The organism is Pyrococcus woesei, assembly GCF_050496105.1.
Lineage (GTDB): Archaea > Methanobacteriota_B > Thermococci > Thermococcales > Thermococcaceae > Pyrococcus > Pyrococcus furiosus.
In genome coordinates this window covers 75925-92301 of record NZ_CP179867.1, presented here as the reverse complement: position 1 = coordinate 92301, position 16377 = coordinate 75925, and the positions used below count along the sequence as shown (strand labels likewise).

Below are 16377 nucleotides of genomic sequence, written 5' to 3'. Positions count from 1 at the left end.
ACTCACCTTCTAATGTACTTGTAAACGTATTCTTGGGGGAGATACAGTGCTGAACTTCCCCTAATTTCAAAGTTTGATGGTTTTACGTCAAATATTACTATGTTTGCAGATTTAAGGTTTGCTAATTTTTTTGTCTCTTCTATCGCGTACTGCAAATCTCCTATGTCATCAATGAGGGTTCCATTGACTTCATATGCAAACCAAGCTCTCCCATCTGCATACTCTTTAACTTTAGTTTCGTTGAGGTTTCTTCCTTCCATGACTACATCTAGAAACGTCTTAAAGTAAACATCTATTTGCTTTTGTATAATTTCTCTCTCTTCAGGTTTTAATCCTCTCCAATCGGCTCCCATATCCTTATATGGCCCGGTTTTAAAGACTTCTACTTCTATTCCATTCATCTCATAGTATTTTTGAGCATTAAAATGAACGTAAATTACTCCAATGCTCCCGACCTGGGCATAGGGATCAGCGATTATTTTATCGGCTCCACATGCTATATAGTAGCCCCCAGATGTTGCGTAGCCACTAATGTATGCAACAATTGGTTTTATGTAAGCGAGTTCCTTTACCTCCTTGTATATAGCTCTGACTGGTCCTATATATCCTCCTGGGCTATCAATCCAGAGAAGAACTCCCCTTATTGATGGATCTGACTTTATAACCTCAAGTTTCTTAACTACCTCCAGCGCCATGTTTTCGTCTATTAATCCAAATATTGGGACTATTGCTAAACTTCCGTTAGCTGTTTCATTTTGTTTTTGAATATACGCTCTTAGATATTCAATTTCTTTCTTTAATTCCTCTATTTTTAGCTGCAGAGTTGTATAGTTTGTTGTTATATTTGTCTGGGATGGCAGAATTTTTTGTAGTTTATATGTAGTTGACTGGAGCTCCCCAACTTGAAGATACAAAAGCGCATTTGCTGCTATTGAAAAACTTAAGACTAGAGCTAAGATAAACGATATGTATTTCCACACACCCTCTGGCATCTTCTTTTCCCCTAATCCACTCTAACAAAATCAAAGTTTATAAGTTTGCAAGGTGTTGGTCATGTAATTGTGTGTCCTATGCAAAAATTTTTAAACACTCATGTGAAGAGAGAGACAGAAAAATTTTTGCAAAATTAGGAGGTGATGCTCATGCCTAAGAAAGAGAGGAAAGTTGAGGGAGAAGAGGTTATTAGAGTTCCTCTACCAGAAGGAAACCAGTTATTTGGGGTAGTAGAACAAGCCTTAGGGGCAGGATGGATGGACGTTAGATGTGAGGATGGGAAAGTTAGAAGATGCAGAATCCCAGGTAGACTAAGGAGAAGAGTGTGGATTAAAGTTGGTGACCTTGTAATTGTTGAACCATGGCCTGTGCAGAGTGACAAAAGAGGTGACATAGTTTACAGATATACCCAAACACAAGTGGAATGGTTACTTAGAAAAGGAAAGATCAGTCAGGAATTTCTCACAGGTGGCTCTCTGCTGCTAGAGTGATGGGACATGGAATGGCTAGATAAAGAAATTGCAGAAGTTCTTGGGTTAACTGAGAGGAGAGAGAAGGATAGTGAGCTCTTTAAAGTATTTAGTGAAGTATTTGACAGAACTACAGTAGAGACCATTAGCTATTTTTACAGAAGGGGGAAGATAGAACGTCTCTATGGAGTTCTAAGTACGGGAAAAGAAGCTAATGTGTTTGCTGGATTCGACTCAAAAGGAAACAGAATTGCCGTTAAAATATATCGGACTTACACTACCGAATTTAGAAGGATCTGGGAGTATTTGGCAGCAGATCCAAGAGTGGGCTACCTACCTAAAGACATTAGAAAGTTGGTGTTTGTTTGGACAAGAAGAGAGTTTAAAAATCTGCAAAGAGCCATGAAGTATGCAGTAAGAGCACCAGAGCCAATAGCGTTTAGAAATAATGTTCTTATAATGGAATACATTGGAGATGATCGACCAGCTCCCAGGTTAAAGGACATTGAGAAAGATTTGGAGCTTAAAGACTTTGAAGAGCTCTACGATTTTGCTATGGGGAGTATAGAGAAATTGTGGAAAAGAGGGGATATGGTTCATGGAGATCTGAGTGAATACAACATCCTTATCTGGAACGAACCTGTAATTATAGATTGGTCCCAAGCAACTGTAAAGAGAAATAGAATGAGCTTGACCCTCCTTTACAGAGATATTAGAAATATCACTAATTACTTCGGTAGAAAGGGTGTTAGCGTGGAAAATCCTGAGGAGAAATTCAGAGAGTTGGCGGGTGATGAGTTATGGGAGAGGACTTTGAGAAACTTATGAAAAAATTTGAGAAGGTTAGTAAAGATGGTGAGATTATTAAAGAGGAAGAGGATGAAGAGTGGGAAGAATTCTTCAAGCAAGAAGAATATGTTAAGATTCCAAAGGAGAGAATTGGTGTCCTTATAGGCAAAAAGGGGCAAACAAAAAGAGAAATTGAGAAAAGAACAAAGACAAAGATTGAAGTCGATAGTGAGACTGGTGAAGTCTGGATAACCTCTACAAAAGAAACTACTGATCCCCTGGCTGTTTGGAAGGCGAGAGACATTGTACTAGCTATAGGGAGAGGATTCTCGCCTGAGAGAGCTTTTAGACTACTAAATGAGGGCGAATACTTGGAGATAATTAACCTTACTGACATAATAATAGGAAATGAGAAAAATGCTCTCCCAAGGGTTAGAGGCAGGATAATAGGAAGAAAAGGACGGACAAGGGAAATAATAGAAGAGATGAGTGGGGCGAGTATTAGTGTATACGGAAAGACAGTTGCCATAATTGGGAATCCAATTCAGATCGAAATAGCAAGAACGGCAATAGAAAAGCTTGCAAGAGGCTCTCCCCACGGCACTGTGTATAGGTATTTAGAAAGAAGGAAGAAAGACCTTGAACTTGAAGGATCAATGTATTATGAAAACTTGTGAGGTGAGCATATGGCTGAAGCAAGGGATTTATTTAAGGAGTTTAAAGTTCAGAGTGTAAGTGAATTCTTCAGAAGAAATGCAGCAATGTTAGGATACACTGGAAGCATAAGGTCGCTAACTACAGTCATTCACGAGGCCGTTACAAATTCCCTTGACGCATGTGAAGAGGCAGGAATTCTCCCTTATGTTAGAGTGGAAATTGAAGAGCTTGGAAAGGAGCATTATAAAGTCATAGTTGAGGATAATGGACCAGGAATTCCAGAAGATTACATTCCTCATGTCTTTGGAAAAATGCTCGCCGGAACAAAGGCTCATAGAAACATTCAGAGCAGGGGACAGCAGGGAATTGGTATAAGTGGTGCTGTAATGTTTGCTCAAATTACAAGTGGAAAGGCTACCAGGGTAATAACCTCCACGGGTGACGATGAAATTGTTGAAGCTTGGGTGAAGATTGACGTTCAGAAAAATGAAGGTAAAATTGTGAAGAAGATAAAGCATCCAAATCCCAAAAGGTGGAGAGGAACAAGGATAGAGCTTGAAGTTAAGAACGTTAAATATGTTCGCTCAAAGCAGGGTGTTTATTGGTATCTAAAGTTAACTGCGATTGCAAATCCTCACGCTCATATAGAATTGGTTGAGCCGGACGGGAAGTTAATAGTCTTTCCCAGGTCGAGTGAGGACATTCCAGAACCACCAGTGGAAATGAAACCTCATCCTAAGGGTGTAATGACGGACGATGTATATACAATGGCCCATAGAAGTAAGAGGAGCACTGTAAGGAGATTCCTAGTAAGTGAATTTTCAAGAATAAGTGACAAAAAAGTTGACGAGCTGGTACTGTACATAGCTGCTTTGAGGCTAATAAACAGAGAGGTTACAGATCAAAACCTCAAGTCTCAACTCATTGAAAGGCTTGCTAATGGGGAGGTAGAGAAAGTTCTCAAGTCTTTTGGGAGAAAGTGGAAGAAAGTCGTTGAGGAAGTCGAGAAGATAATGGAGAAGCCTCCAGAGAAACTAACCTGGCATGAGGCGGAAGAAATAGTTGAGGCATTTAAGCTAATGAAATTCCTGGCTCCTCCTACCTATGGACTGAGGCCAATAGGGGAGGAAAACATAGAGAAAGGACTTTCATCAATTCTCAGGCCAGAGTTTGTAACGGCAGTGACAAGACCACCAAAGGTATATTCGGGTGGAATTCCCTTCCAGGTAGAGGTGGGAATAGCATATGGAGGGGAAATTACTAACTCAGAAATTTTGAGATATGCTAACAGGGTGCCGTTGCTGTTTGATGCGGGTTCATGTGTAATAACTTCAGCAGTCAGAAGCATAGACTGGAGGAGATATAGGGTAGAGTCCTTTGATAACGCTCCGCTTGTTGTCCTCGTTAATGTTGTAAGTGTTCACGTGCCCTATACTAGCACTGGCAAGCAGAGCATTGCGAGCATTGATGAGATTTACAATGAAATTAGGTTGGCTTTAATGGAAGCTGCTAGAAGGCTTGCAGCATATCTTGGTGGGAAATATAGGAGGTTATATCAGATTAGGAGAAAGAAAATCTTCGAAAAATACCTTCCTGAGATTGCAAGGTCACTTCACATTTTAACTGGCGAGCCTGAGGAGAAAATCAAGGAATATTTCCTTAGGTTGATAGAAAGCAAAATCACCGTTGCACAAGAGGGGGTGAGCGAAGTTGAAGTTGAAGAGGGGGAAGCCTAAAGAAAAATTCTCATATGATCCTCAAAAGGTATTAAAAAAGCTTGAGGATCTTGCTTATAAGATACTAGAGGAGGTTAAAGCAGGCAAGAATCCATACTTCGATGTTCCAACAAGGGGGTTAAGTAATGTCTACTTTGATGAAGAGGCCAGATTGATTAAGCTAGGAGATAAGCTATCAAGGAGATACTTCCTCAACGTTGCCCATGCAAGGAAGTTTATGCAGACGTTGATCTTGATGGCCTATGTAAAAAGGTTAGTTTCAGAAGGGAAACATGCGAGCTTAAGAGAAGCCTATTATGCGAACAAGCACACTATTCCGGGTACTCATGAAAATACATTTGAAGATCAGAGTGAAAGCGATCCAATTATAGAGGATCTCGAGAGAATGCTTGGAGTACTCAGAGAGGAGATGCACATCACTGCAGATAGACGTGGATATGTTTATGGAGATATTGTAATTAAGGATGGGGAAGATGAATTTAACGCATCAAAGCTTGGAATGGGTGGTTGGGCAGTTCCTGGGACTGTAGAGCACATTCAGTTCCCAGAGATAAACGTTGATTATGTTCTAGTTGTTGAGACTGCAGCAATGGCTGATAGATTGATAGAAGAAAAGTATCCAAAGAGGGAAAGAGCACTGATAATTGCGACCCAGGGACAGGCTTCAAGGGGTGTAAGAAGGCTAATTCACAGGCTTCACTATGAAGAGGGGTTGCCGATAATTGTCTTCACGGATGGAGATCCCTACGGTTGGTACATATATTCAACAATAAAGCAGGGATCCATAAACTTAGCTTATCTCAGCGAAAAGCTAGCAACTCCAGATGCAAAATTCGTTGGAATGACTATGGATGACATAAAAGAATACGGCCTTGAGCATGTTACAGAGAAGCTCAAAGGAATACCTCCAGACAAGAAAGGAGGACCAACTGGAGACTACAAGAGGTTAATTGAGGAACTCAACTATCCATGGTTCCAAAACAAGGAGTGGCAGAGACAATTAAAGCTTGCTCTTAAGTGGGGAGTGAGAATAGAGCAACAGGCATTGGCAAACAAATCTCTAGAGTTTGTCGCAAAGGAGTATCTGCCTGAGAAAATTAGAGAAGGTAAACTGCTACCGTGATGGAGTATGCCAACGACTGAAGAGCTTATAGCAAGAATAAACAAAATACTCGATGACATAGCGATAGATACCCCTGGGTTATTTGAAGATTTTGATGTTCCAAAACTTATTTTTACCTTTAAGAGTAGATTAGAGACCTTGAAAGAGCTTGAAGAAGAACTTGAAAGAAGAGTTGGTGAACTGGGGCCTACTCCAATTATAAAAGACAAGAAATCCAAGGATCCTCATCTATCCTGGGTATATAGGAAAAGACACTACAGAGTTTTGACACTTGAGAGGCTAAAGTCTGCTATTACTGCACACAAGATAGCTCTCTCAATACTGGAGGCTAACTACATACTTAAGATCAACAGATCTGAAATCTCCTTAGAAGCGCTAAAAAAGGAGAATTTATCTAAGATTAAGGCTATAGAGAAAGACATCAAGCTTGGTAGGGTGGAAATACTCCCCTATTTGGCTTATTCCGGAGATGTGTTGAGGATTCTTGGACAACGTGGAATAGAGGTTAGAGAGCATTTTAAGTTCATAAAGAGTAAGCTCAGAGAGGAGGGAGTTGTTAGAAAAGAAAAATTTAGAATAGAGGTGGAATATCTGGAAAATGGAAGATTAAAAAAAGAAAAGGTGGAATTGCCAGTGGATTCTGACATAGAAGGAGAGTTGCGTAAAAGGTATGGAAGGAGATTTAGATGGAGAGTTTTAAGCTATGTAAAAACAATGGGAGTCCTGATAAATAATCACTACACCGTGGATAACTTGGCCTTAGCCTATGGAACCCTAAATCCAAGAGAAGGGGCAAAACTACTAGCTCTTGATCTTTTCAGGTACTATTTCCTAACTTCTGAAAAAGAGAGAGAAAACCTAGGCCTATATCCTGGTCTGAGGAGTTGTATTGACTGTCACTATTCTTTATTTGATCTCCCTTTTAGAGATAGAAAAGACTTTAAAACGGGATTTGGGAGTATGTTGCTCATAAGAAAATGTGAAGCTGAGAAGTTGCTCGTAAAAAAGAAAAGTGACATATCAAGGATACCAAACTACATCCTTGGAGGTATATTACTTTATGGTGCCTCACCGTTTACAGAAGAAGAAGTCACCGAAATTTTGGGTATAGATTTGGAAGAACTCAAAGCTGGGATAAGAAAGTTTGTCGTTTCTGGTCTCCATAAAGTTGTTTTTGCAGATGTTAGTAAGTTTGAAAAATTCATGCCAAAGAGTGACAAAGCTAGAAAGTTTTTAGAGCTCCTTCAGGGGTGAGAGAATGAGAGTTGAGATAACCGCGAGAAATGTAAAGGAGCTCTTGAAAAAAATTGATGAGACTCTTAATGAAGATGTTACCGAGGTTTACATAAACTTAAGACCCACTAAGGAAGTTGTTGTAAGAATACTTGAGAATGCTCCGAACGTTAAAGTTATTGGATGCCCTCCCAGCCTTTATCCTATGGTGTCGAAGAAGGTTATTCGAGCACTTGAGCAACTTGGAATAAAAATTATCCCCATTGAAAAAGGAAGAGGCAGGCCAAAAAAGTACTCGCCAAAAGTAATACAACTCATAAATAAAATGAGAGAAGAAGGAAAAAGCCCCAGGGAGATTAGTAAGGCCCTCGGGATTCCAATAAGAACACTATACTATCTTATTGAAGTTTCTGGAGGTAAAAAAGGTGGATCTTAGGAAGATTATATATTTTTCTTTGGGTATCCTAGTTTTGGGTCTCATAACTGGAATTTATTACAAAAGAGTTGATCACATATATAGATGTACCGCTTGGATTCTAGGACTCTTGGCAATTATCTTGCTTCAAAGGAAGCGCTTTTCCTTTGGGTCAAAGGTCCTAGATGCCCTACTATCTCCATTTTATTCAGAAGATATTATGGCAATTTTAGCTCTTTTTGGAGCTGTTCATGTTTCTCTAGTTAATCTTCCTTTCACAACAATAGACTTGTTTCATAAAGAGTGGAGAAATGCAGATATAATAAGTCACTTTTTGGGTGGATTAGTCCTTTGGCTAATAATTGCAAAGGTCTTGTATGAGCTCAAGCTTTCAAATAAGGAAGTGCTCTTTTATTCAATAGTGATATTCTACACACTTGCAGTAGGATGGGAAAGTATAGAAAAGCTTAGTGAGTCCCAAATTTCTTTCATTACAGAATCCCTGGGAAATAAAATTAGGGATATTATTGCTGATACTCTTGGGCTATTTACGGGAATAATGATGGTAAAAAAGGGAAAAGTCAACTCTTTCCGGCTATCTTGACGTTTTCAAATTTTATGTATGGGGTAATGACGTTAGTCATTCCTACTAGAGTTCTCTGTTCCTTACTAACTTCTGTAGCCTTTTTGAGCAATTCATAGATATTCCCAGCTATTAAGAACACTGTTGATCCAACAATTTCACCATTTTCAATTATGTAAGCAGGATTTGCCGTTACTGCAAAGTTGCCATTATCTGGATTGCTTGAATGTGCTCCTTGAACGCCATCTACTAAATAACCATGTTTAATTTCCCCGATGATCTCTTCAAGGCTCCTCTTACCATTCTCGATGATAGGAACGTGAAGACCAATAGTTATTCCACCCCCGCTCCAATCTCTTACTCCATGTCCTGTGCTTTCAGTTCCGTGGACTTTTGCCCAGTAGTTGTCCCAGATGAATCCCTTAAATTCACCATCTTTGATAATCTCATACCTTCTTGTTGGTATTCCTTCCCCATCAGCGATTATTTTGGTGATGCTTAACTCGTGGAACGGGTCGTCGTAAAGGGTAATTACTTCACTTGTAATTCTTTCTCCCACTTTATCTGCAAGAGGAGTTGTGCCTTTAACCAATCTTTCTCCACTAAACGCTGGGAATAGGGCATAGTTAAGCAATCCTGATATTGCCCAGGGGCCAAATATTAGGGTTGTTTCTTCATTTTTTGCTTGTTTAAAGTTATAAGCCCACTGGACTTTTTTGACTCCGTTCTTTACTGTTTCTTCGATGTTCAAGTTGAGGTTGTCCTTGGCGTCAAATTCAAAGATTCCTGGGGTTACAATACCTTCTTTTCTTCCTACGAACTCAAAAAATGCATAGGCAACTCCAAGTTCTTGGGTAACGTTTATGCCATGGGAGTTCACTATAGTAATTTCATTCCATGAAGTTCCAATGCTTCCCCCCGCAACGGTTAAATTTTTATCAAGTTCCCTTGCTAACTTTATTCCCTCCACTGCCATGTTAACTAATTCATCGGAAGAGGCGGACTTTAAATCTTCACTAATCTTTGGTTTTTCTCTGTATTTCCCTGGTTGAGGGAGAGATGACCACTTTTCATCGGGAGCGTTAAGCTTTGCCATCTTAGCAGCAGTTTCAATTCCTTTCTTGATCTCTTCTTTGTCTATTGTATCAAGTAAAACTATTCCAATTCTTTTGTCCTTTATACCTCTAATTATTGTTAGAATGTCCTCTCTTACGCCTCCACCAAAGACTTCATTAAGCTGAATATCAACGCTGAAATCCTTTCCTACTCTTGTTACAATCTCTAGTTCATCAAAAAATTTCTCTCCATACCTAATTAGTTCTTCCATTTCTTACCCTCCTCATCCAATAATAATTCCTCCGTCAAATCTCATGTGAGGACCTCCAGAGCTCACAAATGCAATTTGTCCCTTTCCACAGAATCCTGTTTCTATTCCAAAGTCTTTTCCTACTGCAGTTATTTTCTTTAATGCTTCAATAGCAACTCCAGTAATTGATGTGTCTCTTATAGGTTCTGCAATTTCTCCGTTCCTAATTACATAGCCCTCCTGGATACCCACTTGGAAGGCAGAATTTAACTGAGCTTGTCCTCCTCTGAAGTCAACTACATAATATCCGAACTTTATATCCTCAATCATCTCTTCAAAACTCCAATCCCCTGGCTCAAACACAGTATTTCTCATCCTAATTATTGGGGGATACTTGTAGCTTTCAGCTCTTGCATGCCCGTTTGGCTCCATATTCCATTTTGCTGCATATTCTCTGTTTAGCATTATCTCCTTTAGGATGCCATTTTCTATTATGTGAATGTCCTTTACTGGAACTCCTTCATCATCGTACTTGTCATTTCCAAATCCACCTTCTACAATTCTCTCGCTCATTGTTACGAATTCTGGTGCTATTTGCTTTCCAATTAACTCTCTAAATGGAGAGTTTATTGTTAAGTCTGCTTCAGCTAAGTGTCCAAGCGCCTCATGAGCGATTATTCCGACAACTATTGGGCCAGCTACTATGGGCCATTCTCCTCTTTTAGGTGGCACTCCGTTAAGCTGAGCATGTAATTTTCTGAGTAACCTCTCTGCAACCTTTTCATTTGGCTCCTTTTCTGTCATGAGTTCCCAGCCATAATCTACCGCTCCGATACTATCTCTCGCCATTGCTAGCTTTCCTTCCTTCTTTCCAGTGACATAAACTCCTTGGTATAGATAGTTGTAGTCCCACTCTATATGAGTTCCTTCGTTTGTGAGGAGTATTTTTTGGCCTCCACCATCTTCGTATCTCACGTTTACGCTCTTTACGGATTTATCTTCCTTAAGGAGTTTTTCTAATTCTTTCAAGTGATTAACTTTTTCTTCAATATCTACTTCCCTGGGTTTGATCTTCATTTTACTTTCTACAAAATCTTCTACTGGCTTTATCTCTGCGAGTGTAATTTTTTCTTTTTTTGTCTCGGCACTTGCCTTTGCTAACTTATATGCTTCCTTTATCGCATCTTGGAGTTTGTCTAAATTGCTCGTAGAAGCAAATCCCCATGCTCCATTTGCTAGGACTCTTACTGCTACTCCCATATTCAATTTTTCAGTAAAATTGGTGAATACTCCGTCTTTTAAAGTAAGTCTTGTCTTTTTGAGGTTTTCATAACGCAGTTCTATATACTCAGCTTTAATATTTTCTTCAGCCCAACGAAGTACTTTTTCTAGAACTTCCATACTAATCACCATATTTTTACGTTTGTCAAATAATTTAGCATTCTGAAATTATAAAAATTTTTTGGATGTATGGGTAAAAACTAAAATCTCAAAGAATGCTCAAAGAATCAATAGATCGATATTCTCTTTACGCCTTCTAATTTTGATAGTTCGTTAATTAAATCTCCTGGGATGGGTTTTTCAGTAATTATTGTAAGTGTTGCCTCTGGATAAAGTTCAGGATCTTCGGCAACAACCTGTACAATGTTTATCTCTCTTTCTGCTATCTTTTGAGCGATTTTAGCCAGAATTCCAATAGCTCTAGGTTCAGGTTCTATTTCTATGACACCATATCCCACGTGCTTTCCTACATATTTCATATGTACTGTAGGTTCAAGGTTCATGTAGATATCTCTAAGTTCTGGTGTTTTGAGTATCATTGCTACGGTCTCTTTAACAACTCTCCTGTCAACGTTTAATGCTTTTGCTATTTTAGTATAGGGAACTTCAATTTCACCAGCTTTAATTTTCATGTCCTCTGAGACTCTTAGCCCATACCTCAGCAAGGTTTTTGCTATTAACTTTCTAACTGGATATTCATCAAAATAATGTTCAATCTTCCCCCACATGAGCCTCCCTCCAACAAAGTTCAACATTATACTTTTAGGTACATTATTATTAAAAATGTTTCCATGTCATCAAATATACCTTTGGGTAGAGATATAAACCTTTGCTTCCACGGAAGGTATATAAACACTCCACGATAAAGCTAACTTGGAGGTGAACGGAATGGCATTTGTTCCACCTCAGGCTGGGTACGACAGAGCAATTACAGTTTTTAGTCCAGATGGAAGATTATTCCAAGTAAATTATGCAAGGGAAGCAGTAAAAAGAGGAGCTACAGCTGTGGGAGTTAAGTGTGGCGAGGGTGTTGTCTTAGCTGTTGAGAAAAGGATAACGAGCAGGTTAATTGAACCTGACAGTTATGAGAAGATCTTTCAAATTGATGATCACATCGCTGCAGCTTCAAGTGGTATTATAGCCGATGCGAGAGTTCTAGTTAACAGAGCAAGATTAGAAGCTCAAATTTATAGACTAACATATGGTGAACCAGCACCAGTTTCAGTTATAGTCAAAAAAATCTGTGACCTTAAGCAGATGCATACTCAGTATGGAGGCGTAAGGCCATTTGGAGCAGCGCTTTTAATGGCGGGTATAAATGACAGACCAGAGCTTTATGAGACAGATCCAAGTGGTGCATATTTTGCTTGGAAAGCTGTAGCTATAGGAAGTGGAAGGAACACAGCAATGGCAATTTTCGAAGAAAAATATAGAGATGACATGAATTTAGAAGATGCAATAAAGCTGGCTTTGATGGCACTGGCAAAGACAATGGAAAATCCTAGTGCAGATAATATAGAAGTGGCTGTAATAACTGTAAAGGACAAAAAGTTTAGAAAACTTACTAGGGATGAAATAGAAAAGTACCTGTCGGAAGTGCTAAAAGAAGTTGAAGAGGAAGAAGTCAAGGAAAAGGAAGAGGATTATTCGGAGCTGGATAGCAACTACTGACTTTTCTCTAATTTTTATTTGGAGGTGGTGGGAATGCCAATTAGTGTTGATAAGGCTGTGATCGCAAGATTAAAAATTCATGGAGAAGTTTTTGAAATATTGGTCGATCCTTATCTTGCTAGAGACTTTAGAGAAGGTAAGGATGTTCCAATAGAAGAAATTTTAGCAACTCCATATGTGTTTAAGGATGCTCACAAGGGCGATAAAGCTAGTGAGCATGAAATGGAGAAAATTTTTGGAACAAGTGATCCTTATGAAGTAGCTAAGATAATTTTAAGAAAAGGGGAAATCCAGCTCACTGCTCAACAGAGAAGAGAGATGCTTGAGGAAAAGAAGAGGCAAATAGCTACTATAATTCATAGAAATGCAGTAGATCCAAGAACTGGATATCCACATCCAGTAGAGAGAATTCTTAGGGCTATGGAAGAAGTGGGAGTGAGAGTGGATATATTCAAAGATGCGGAAGCCCAAGTTCAAGATGTTATAAAAGCAATTCGACAAGTTCTCCCGCTTAGAATTGAGACAAAGGTAATAGCAGTTAAGATCCCAGGGGAGTACGTGGGTAAAGCCTATGGTGAAGTAAGAAAGTTTGGAACAATTAAGAAGGAGGAGTGGGGCAGTGATGGTTCTTGGATGTTCTTAATTGAAATCCCAGGTGGAGTTGAGGAGGAGTTTTACGAGAAGCTAAATGCCCTTACAAAGAGCAGTGCTCAAACTAAACTAATAGAGAGGAAGGGGTTATGAGGAGAATTTTTGTTCAAAATAGAGAATTAGTAGTACCTGGAACGCTATTGGCCCAAGGGCCTTATAAAAATGGGAGAGGAACTTTCAAAGAAGGTTCAAGGATATACTCAACGGTAATAGGACTTGTAGACATAAAGGGAAACACAATCAGAGTTATCCCCTTAGAGGGGCCCTATATACCTGAAGTTGGGGATAATGTACTTGGGAAAATTGTCGACGTTAAATTCTCAAGCTGGACCGTTGACATAGGTTCTCCCTATTCTGCAACTTTGAAAATTCAGGACTATACAGATGAAAAAATAGACCTCCTGAGGACAGATCTAAGGAAATTCTTTGATATAGGGGATATTATTTACGCCAAGGTAAAGGGAATTAATGAGGTCAATAACATAGAGCTAACGACAAAGGGCATGCCATTTAATGGGGGGCCTCTTAGGGGAGGACAAATAATCAAGATTACATCATCAAAGGTTCCAAGAGTAATAGGAAAGGGAGGATCAATGATTAATATGATCAAAAAGCTAACTCAGAGCAGAATTATAGTTGGCCAAAACGGCTGGATTTGGATAAGTAGTAAAAATCCTGAGCTAGAGAAGCTCGCCATAGAGGCAATACTCAAGATAGAGCGAGAAAGCCACACAAGAGGGTTGACTGATAGAATAAAAAATATGCTTCTTTCAAAATTGCAAGAATTAAAGGAACGGGGAGTTATAGAAGAAATTCCCTCCCTAGAGGAGGAAACACAGGAAGAAACGGTGATGGAAAATGATGTTGAAGCCAGAGGGCCTTAAACTAATTGATGAGAATGGTAGAAGGCTTGATGGTAGAAAAAAGTATGAGCTCAGGCCTATTAAAATGAAAGTCGGTGTCTTAAAGAATGCAAATGGGTCTGCATACATTGAGTGGGGAAAAAATAAGATAATTGCCGCTGTTTATGGGCCTAGAGAAATTCATCCGAAGCATCTTCAAAGACCTGATAGGGCCATACTAAGAGTTAGATACAATATGGCTCCTTTTAGCGTAGAAGAAAGGAAAAAGCCAGGTCCGGACAGAAGAAGTATTGAGATAAGCAAGGTAATCAGAGGAGCTCTTGAACCTGCATTAATTCTTGAAATGTTTCCAAGAACTGCAATCGATGTGTTTATAGAAGTTCTTCAGGCTGATGCTGGAACTAGAGTTGCAGGAATAACTGCAGCATCTCTTGCACTCGCTGATGCGGGGATACCAATGAGAGATCTCGTTGCAGCGTGTAGTGCTGGAAAAATTGAGGGAGAAATAGTGCTTGATCTAAATAAGGAAGAAGATAACTACGGTGAGGCAGATGTACCAGTAGCTATTATGCCTATAAAGAATGACATAACCCTTCTTCAGATGGACGGTTATCTAACAAAGGAAGAGTTCATAGAAGCAGTAAAATTAGCAATAAAGGGAGCAAAGGCTGTTTATCAAAAACAGAGGGAAGCTCTTAAAGAAAAATACCTTAAAATAGCCCAGGAGGTTGAGGGAAGTGAGCAATGACGAGATTGTTGCTGGAATAATGAGGGATTATATTCTAAATCTCCTTAAAGAGAAAAAAAGAATTGATGATAGAGGATTTGAAGATTATAGGCCTATAGAAGTTGAAGTTGGAGTAATAGAGAAGGCAGAAGGATCCGCACTTGTGAAACTTGGAAATACTCAAGTTTTAGTTGGGATAAAGGCAACGCTCGGAGAGCCTTTCCCAGATACCCCAAACATGGGTGTCATGACAACTAACGTGGAGCTAGTACCTCTTGCCTCTCCAACATTTGAGCCTGGGCCTCCTGATGAAAGGGCAATTGAACTTGCAAGAGTTATTGACAGAGGGATAAGGGAAAGCAGAGCATTGAATTTGGAGAAAATGGTTATAGCTCCGGGCAAGATTGTGAGAGTCGTCTTTATCGATGTCCATGTCCTAGACCACGACGGCAACCTTATGGATGCCATTGGAATCGGAGCTATAGCTGCTTTGTTAAATGCAAGAGTTCCAAAAGTTTTGTATAATGAAGAAACTGGAGAAGTTGAGATCCTTGAGGAGAAAGAGCCCTTGCCTGTAGAAAAAATACCAATTCCAGTGACCTTTGCTAAGATTGGAAACTACTTGGTTGTTGATCCAACTTTAGAGGAAGAGCAGATTATGGATGGCAGACTTACAATAACCACTGACGAAACAGGCCACATATCTGCAGTCCAAAAAAGCGAGGGAGGAGCCTTTAAATTAGAGGAAGTTATGTATGCTGTTGAAACAGCTTTCAAAAAGGCCGAAGAGATCAGAAAAATAATATTAAATGCTCTAGAGAAGGCAAATAACTCTGAGGAATAAATGGAAATATTTATAAACTTAACTTCTTCCTTTCATTTCGACCTTTAGAGCCCGGGTAGCCTAGCCTGGTGGGGCGGGGGACTTGTAATCCCCAGGTCGCGGGTTCAAATCCCGCCCCGGGCTCCAATGGGGCCGTAGGGTAGCTTGGCCCATCCTGCGGGCTTTGGGAGCCCGTGACCCGGGTTCAAATCCCGGCGGCCCCACCAAAAGTAATTTCGGGTGTTATCTATGTACTTTGATCATTTTCCAACATTTGGGGGATATATATTTAGCATGGTCCTCTACTATACATTGATTCCTGCAGTTCTTCTAGTAACTCTAAGAATTAAGTGGAATTACATAGTAAGGAGGTACTGGAGATCTGTTCTAAAAGCATTTATAATAGCGATTTTCATATCCTCATTAATAACCTCCCTCCTTCAGTTTAAGCTGACAAATGATTACCTTTACGTATACTCTTTGACAAGAACAGGGGTCTGTTTAACATCTTCCTGCCTAATCTCTGAAATGGAAAGAAATAGAGATTACCATTTTAATATAACAGCAATAAAATCGTACGGAATGCCAAGAGCTGGACTTATGATGGCATTTAGATTAGTTGATAGAAAATACAACCCCTCAAAGGGTAGATTTGAAAGCGTGAATTCGGTAGTTATCATAAGATCCCTAGCCCCTATTCCCGCCGTTGAAGTTTGGGACTATAAAGTTGATCCTAAGGATTCCCATAGAATTATAGGTTTGAGGAAATTCTACATATACTATCCATATAGCCCAGCAACTTTCTTAACTAAGGCCTATGACTTTGAGTTCACAATGTTCTTGTGGGGTATGAGGGGAGGAGCTGCTTAACTTGACCGAAAATCTTATATATCCTCTCGAGCGAGAAAACTCCGACAATGCCCCGGTGGCTCAGCCTGGTAGAGCGGCCGCTTGGTAAGCGGCAGGTCCCGGGTTCAAAGCCCGGCCGGGGCTCCATGTTTTTAATAATGTTTATTAAGGTTGAGTAAAGCTTATATACTAGAGACTAAAGGGCTG

Annotated in this window: 18 protein-coding genes and 3 tRNA genes; 17 read left to right on the top strand and 4 right to left on the bottom strand. The window is 39.7% G+C overall.

What is annotated here, in order from left to right; all coding sequences use genetic code 11:
- Positions 1-2 precede the first annotated feature (2 nt).
- Entirely contained in the window at positions 3-992 is a 990-nt protein-coding gene (gene sppA / locus ACMFNG_RS00535) for a signal peptide peptidase SppA (RefSeq protein WP_011012729.1), read from the bottom strand.
- Between the two features lie 150 nt (positions 993-1142).
- Here sppA and eif1A point away from each other — a divergent pair, with 150 nt between their 5' ends.
- The 8 genes from eif1A to ACMFNG_RS00495 are packed head-to-tail and all read left to right on the top strand — an operon-like array spanning position 1143 to position 8020.
- Positions 1143-1484, top strand: a complete 342-nt coding sequence (gene eif1A / locus ACMFNG_RS00530) for a translation initiation factor eIF-1A (protein ID WP_011012728.1) — start codon at positions 1143-1145, stop codon at positions 1482-1484.
- 6 nt (positions 1485-1490) lie between these two features.
- Positions 1491-2291, top strand: coding sequence for a serine protein kinase RIO (locus tag ACMFNG_RS00525; protein ID WP_011012727.1), 801 nt, complete (start codon positions 1491-1493; stop codon positions 2289-2291).
- Complete coding sequence (locus ACMFNG_RS00520; protein WP_011012726.1) at positions 2264-2929, top strand: KH domain-containing protein; 666 nt, start codon at positions 2264-2266, stop codon at positions 2927-2929. The genes ACMFNG_RS00525 and ACMFNG_RS00520 overlap by 28 nt, the downstream gene beginning before the upstream one ends.
- A gap of 9 nt (positions 2930-2938) precedes the next feature.
- Positions 2939-4645, top strand: coding sequence for a DNA topoisomerase VI subunit B (top6B, locus tag ACMFNG_RS00515; RefSeq protein ID WP_011012725.1), 1707 nt, complete (start codon positions 2939-2941; stop codon positions 4643-4645).
- Positions 4620-5768, top strand: coding sequence for a DNA topoisomerase IV subunit A (locus tag ACMFNG_RS00510; protein WP_011012724.1), 1149 nt, complete (start codon positions 4620-4622; stop codon positions 5766-5768). Before top6B ends, ACMFNG_RS00510 begins: the two co-directional genes overlap by 26 nt.
- A gap of 6 nt (positions 5769-5774) precedes the next feature.
- On the top strand, positions 5775-7022 hold the full coding sequence (locus ACMFNG_RS00505; RefSeq protein ID WP_011012723.1) for a DUF530 family protein: 1248 nt from the start codon (positions 5775-5777) through the stop codon (positions 7020-7022).
- 4 nt (positions 7023-7026) lie between these two features.
- A complete protein-coding gene (locus ACMFNG_RS00500) occupies positions 7027-7437 on the top strand; it encodes a DUF1699 family protein (protein ID WP_011012722.1) in 411 nt (136 codons plus the stop codon).
- Positions 7427-8020, top strand: a complete 594-nt coding sequence (locus tag ACMFNG_RS00495) for a hypothetical protein (RefSeq protein WP_011012721.1) — start codon at positions 7427-7429, stop codon at positions 8018-8020. Before ACMFNG_RS00500 ends, ACMFNG_RS00495 begins: the two co-directional genes overlap by 11 nt.
- On the opposite strand, the gene ACMFNG_RS00490 is transcribed toward ACMFNG_RS00495, so the two are convergent.
- The 3 genes from ACMFNG_RS00490 to ACMFNG_RS00480 form a co-directional block, all read right to left on the bottom strand.
- Positions 7998-9326, bottom strand: a complete 1329-nt coding sequence (locus ACMFNG_RS00490) for a TldD/PmbA family protein (protein WP_011012720.1) — start codon at positions 9324-9326, stop codon at positions 7998-8000. The genes ACMFNG_RS00495 and ACMFNG_RS00490 overlap by 23 nt on opposite strands.
- Before the next feature lie 12 nt (positions 9327-9338).
- Positions 9339-10706 carry a TldD/PmbA family protein gene (locus tag ACMFNG_RS00485; protein ID WP_011012719.1) on the bottom strand — a complete coding sequence of 456 codons (1368 nt, stop codon included), beginning with the start codon at positions 10704-10706 and terminating at the stop codon, positions 9339-9341.
- Between the two features lie 107 nt (positions 10707-10813).
- Positions 10814-11314 carry a hypothetical protein gene (locus tag ACMFNG_RS00480; protein WP_014835443.1) on the bottom strand — a complete coding sequence of 167 codons (501 nt, stop codon included), beginning with the start codon at positions 11312-11314 and terminating at the stop codon, positions 10814-10816.
- Positions 11315-11474: 160 nt separating this feature from the next.
- Between ACMFNG_RS00480 and psmA the strand changes: the two genes are divergently transcribed.
- The 9 genes from psmA to ACMFNG_RS00435 all read left to right on the top strand — a co-directional run bounded on the left by psmA (position 11475) and on the right by ACMFNG_RS00435 (position 16317).
- The gene (gene psmA, locus ACMFNG_RS00475; RefSeq protein WP_011012717.1) at positions 11475-12257 is read left to right on the top strand and encodes an archaeal proteasome endopeptidase complex subunit alpha; all 783 of its coding nucleotides are present in this window, start codon (positions 11475-11477) and stop codon (positions 12255-12257) included.
- 33 nt (positions 12258-12290) lie between these two features.
- Entirely contained in the window at positions 12291-13001 is a 711-nt protein-coding gene (locus tag ACMFNG_RS00470) for a ribosome assembly factor SBDS (RefSeq protein ID WP_011012716.1), read from the top strand.
- Entirely contained in the window at positions 12998-13792 is a 795-nt protein-coding gene (gene rrp4, locus ACMFNG_RS00465; protein WP_011012715.1) for an exosome complex RNA-binding protein Rrp4, read from the top strand. The genes ACMFNG_RS00470 and rrp4 overlap by 4 nt, the downstream gene beginning before the upstream one ends.
- The gene (gene rrp41 / locus ACMFNG_RS00460; RefSeq protein WP_011012714.1) at positions 13767-14519 is read left to right on the top strand and encodes an exosome complex exonuclease Rrp41; all 753 of its coding nucleotides are present in this window, start codon (positions 13767-13769) and stop codon (positions 14517-14519) included. Before rrp4 ends, rrp41 begins: the two co-directional genes overlap by 26 nt.
- Entirely contained in the window at positions 14509-15342 is an 834-nt protein-coding gene (gene rrp42 / locus ACMFNG_RS00455) for an exosome complex protein Rrp42 (RefSeq protein ID WP_014835442.1), read from the top strand. The genes rrp41 and rrp42 overlap by 11 nt, the downstream gene beginning before the upstream one ends.
- A gap of 49 nt (positions 15343-15391) precedes the next feature.
- Positions 15392-15468, top strand: a tRNA-Thr gene (locus ACMFNG_RS00450).
- Between the two features lie 2 nt (positions 15469-15470).
- A tRNA-Pro gene (locus tag ACMFNG_RS00445) sits at positions 15471-15548 on the top strand.
- A 22-nt stretch (positions 15549-15570) separates the two neighbouring features.
- Positions 15571-16191 (top strand): hypothetical protein, encoded by a 621-nt coding sequence (locus ACMFNG_RS00440; protein WP_014835441.1) that lies wholly within the window; start codon positions 15571-15573, stop codon positions 16189-16191.
- A gap of 49 nt (positions 16192-16240) precedes the next feature.
- A tRNA-Thr gene (locus ACMFNG_RS00435) sits at positions 16241-16317 on the top strand.
- Positions 16318-16377: the final 60 nt, after the last annotated feature.

What these genes read in the sequence shown, in the direction of transcription:
- sppA (WP_011012729.1), bottom strand. Translation starts at nt 992, where the DNA reads ATGCCAGAGGGTGTGTGGAAATACATATCGTTTATCTTAGCTCTAGTC.
- eif1A (WP_011012728.1), top strand. Translation starts at nt 1,143, where the DNA reads ATGCCTAAGAAAGAGAGGAAAGTTGAGGGAGAAGAGGTTATTAGAGTT.
- ACMFNG_RS00525 (WP_011012727.1), top strand. Translation starts at nt 1,491, where the DNA reads ATGGAATGGCTAGATAAAGAAATTGCAGAAGTTCTTGGGTTAACTGAG.
- ACMFNG_RS00520 (WP_011012726.1), top strand. Translation starts at nt 2,264, where the DNA reads ATGGGAGAGGACTTTGAGAAACTTATGAAAAAATTTGAGAAGGTTAGT.
- top6B (WP_011012725.1), top strand. Translation starts at nt 2,939, where the DNA reads ATGGCTGAAGCAAGGGATTTATTTAAGGAGTTTAAAGTTCAGAGTGTA.
- ACMFNG_RS00505 (WP_011012723.1), top strand. Translation starts at nt 5,775, where the DNA reads ATGCCAACGACTGAAGAGCTTATAGCAAGAATAAACAAAATACTCGAT.
- ACMFNG_RS00500 (WP_011012722.1), top strand. Translation starts at nt 7,027, where the DNA reads ATGAGAGTTGAGATAACCGCGAGAAATGTAAAGGAGCTCTTGAAAAAA.
- ACMFNG_RS00490 (WP_011012720.1), bottom strand. Translation starts at nt 9,326, where the DNA reads ATGGAAGAACTAATTAGGTATGGAGAGAAATTTTTTGATGAACTAGAG.
- ACMFNG_RS00485 (WP_011012719.1), bottom strand. Translation starts at nt 10,706, where the DNA reads ATGGAAGTTCTAGAAAAAGTACTTCGTTGGGCTGAAGAAAATATTAAA.
- ACMFNG_RS00480 (WP_014835443.1), bottom strand. Translation starts at nt 11,314, where the DNA reads ATGTGGGGGAAGATTGAACATTATTTTGATGAATATCCAGTTAGAAAG.
- psmA (WP_011012717.1), top strand. Translation starts at nt 11,475, where the DNA reads ATGGCATTTGTTCCACCTCAGGCTGGGTACGACAGAGCAATTACAGTT.
- ACMFNG_RS00470 (WP_011012716.1), top strand. Translation starts at nt 12,291, where the DNA reads ATGCCAATTAGTGTTGATAAGGCTGTGATCGCAAGATTAAAAATTCAT.
- rrp4 (WP_011012715.1), top strand. Translation starts at nt 12,998, where the DNA reads ATGAGGAGAATTTTTGTTCAAAATAGAGAATTAGTAGTACCTGGAACG.
- rrp41 (WP_011012714.1), top strand. Translation starts at nt 13,767, where the DNA reads ATGATGTTGAAGCCAGAGGGCCTTAAACTAATTGATGAGAATGGTAGA.
- ACMFNG_RS00440 (WP_014835441.1), top strand. Translation starts at nt 15,571, where the DNA reads ATGTACTTTGATCATTTTCCAACATTTGGGGGATATATATTTAGCATG.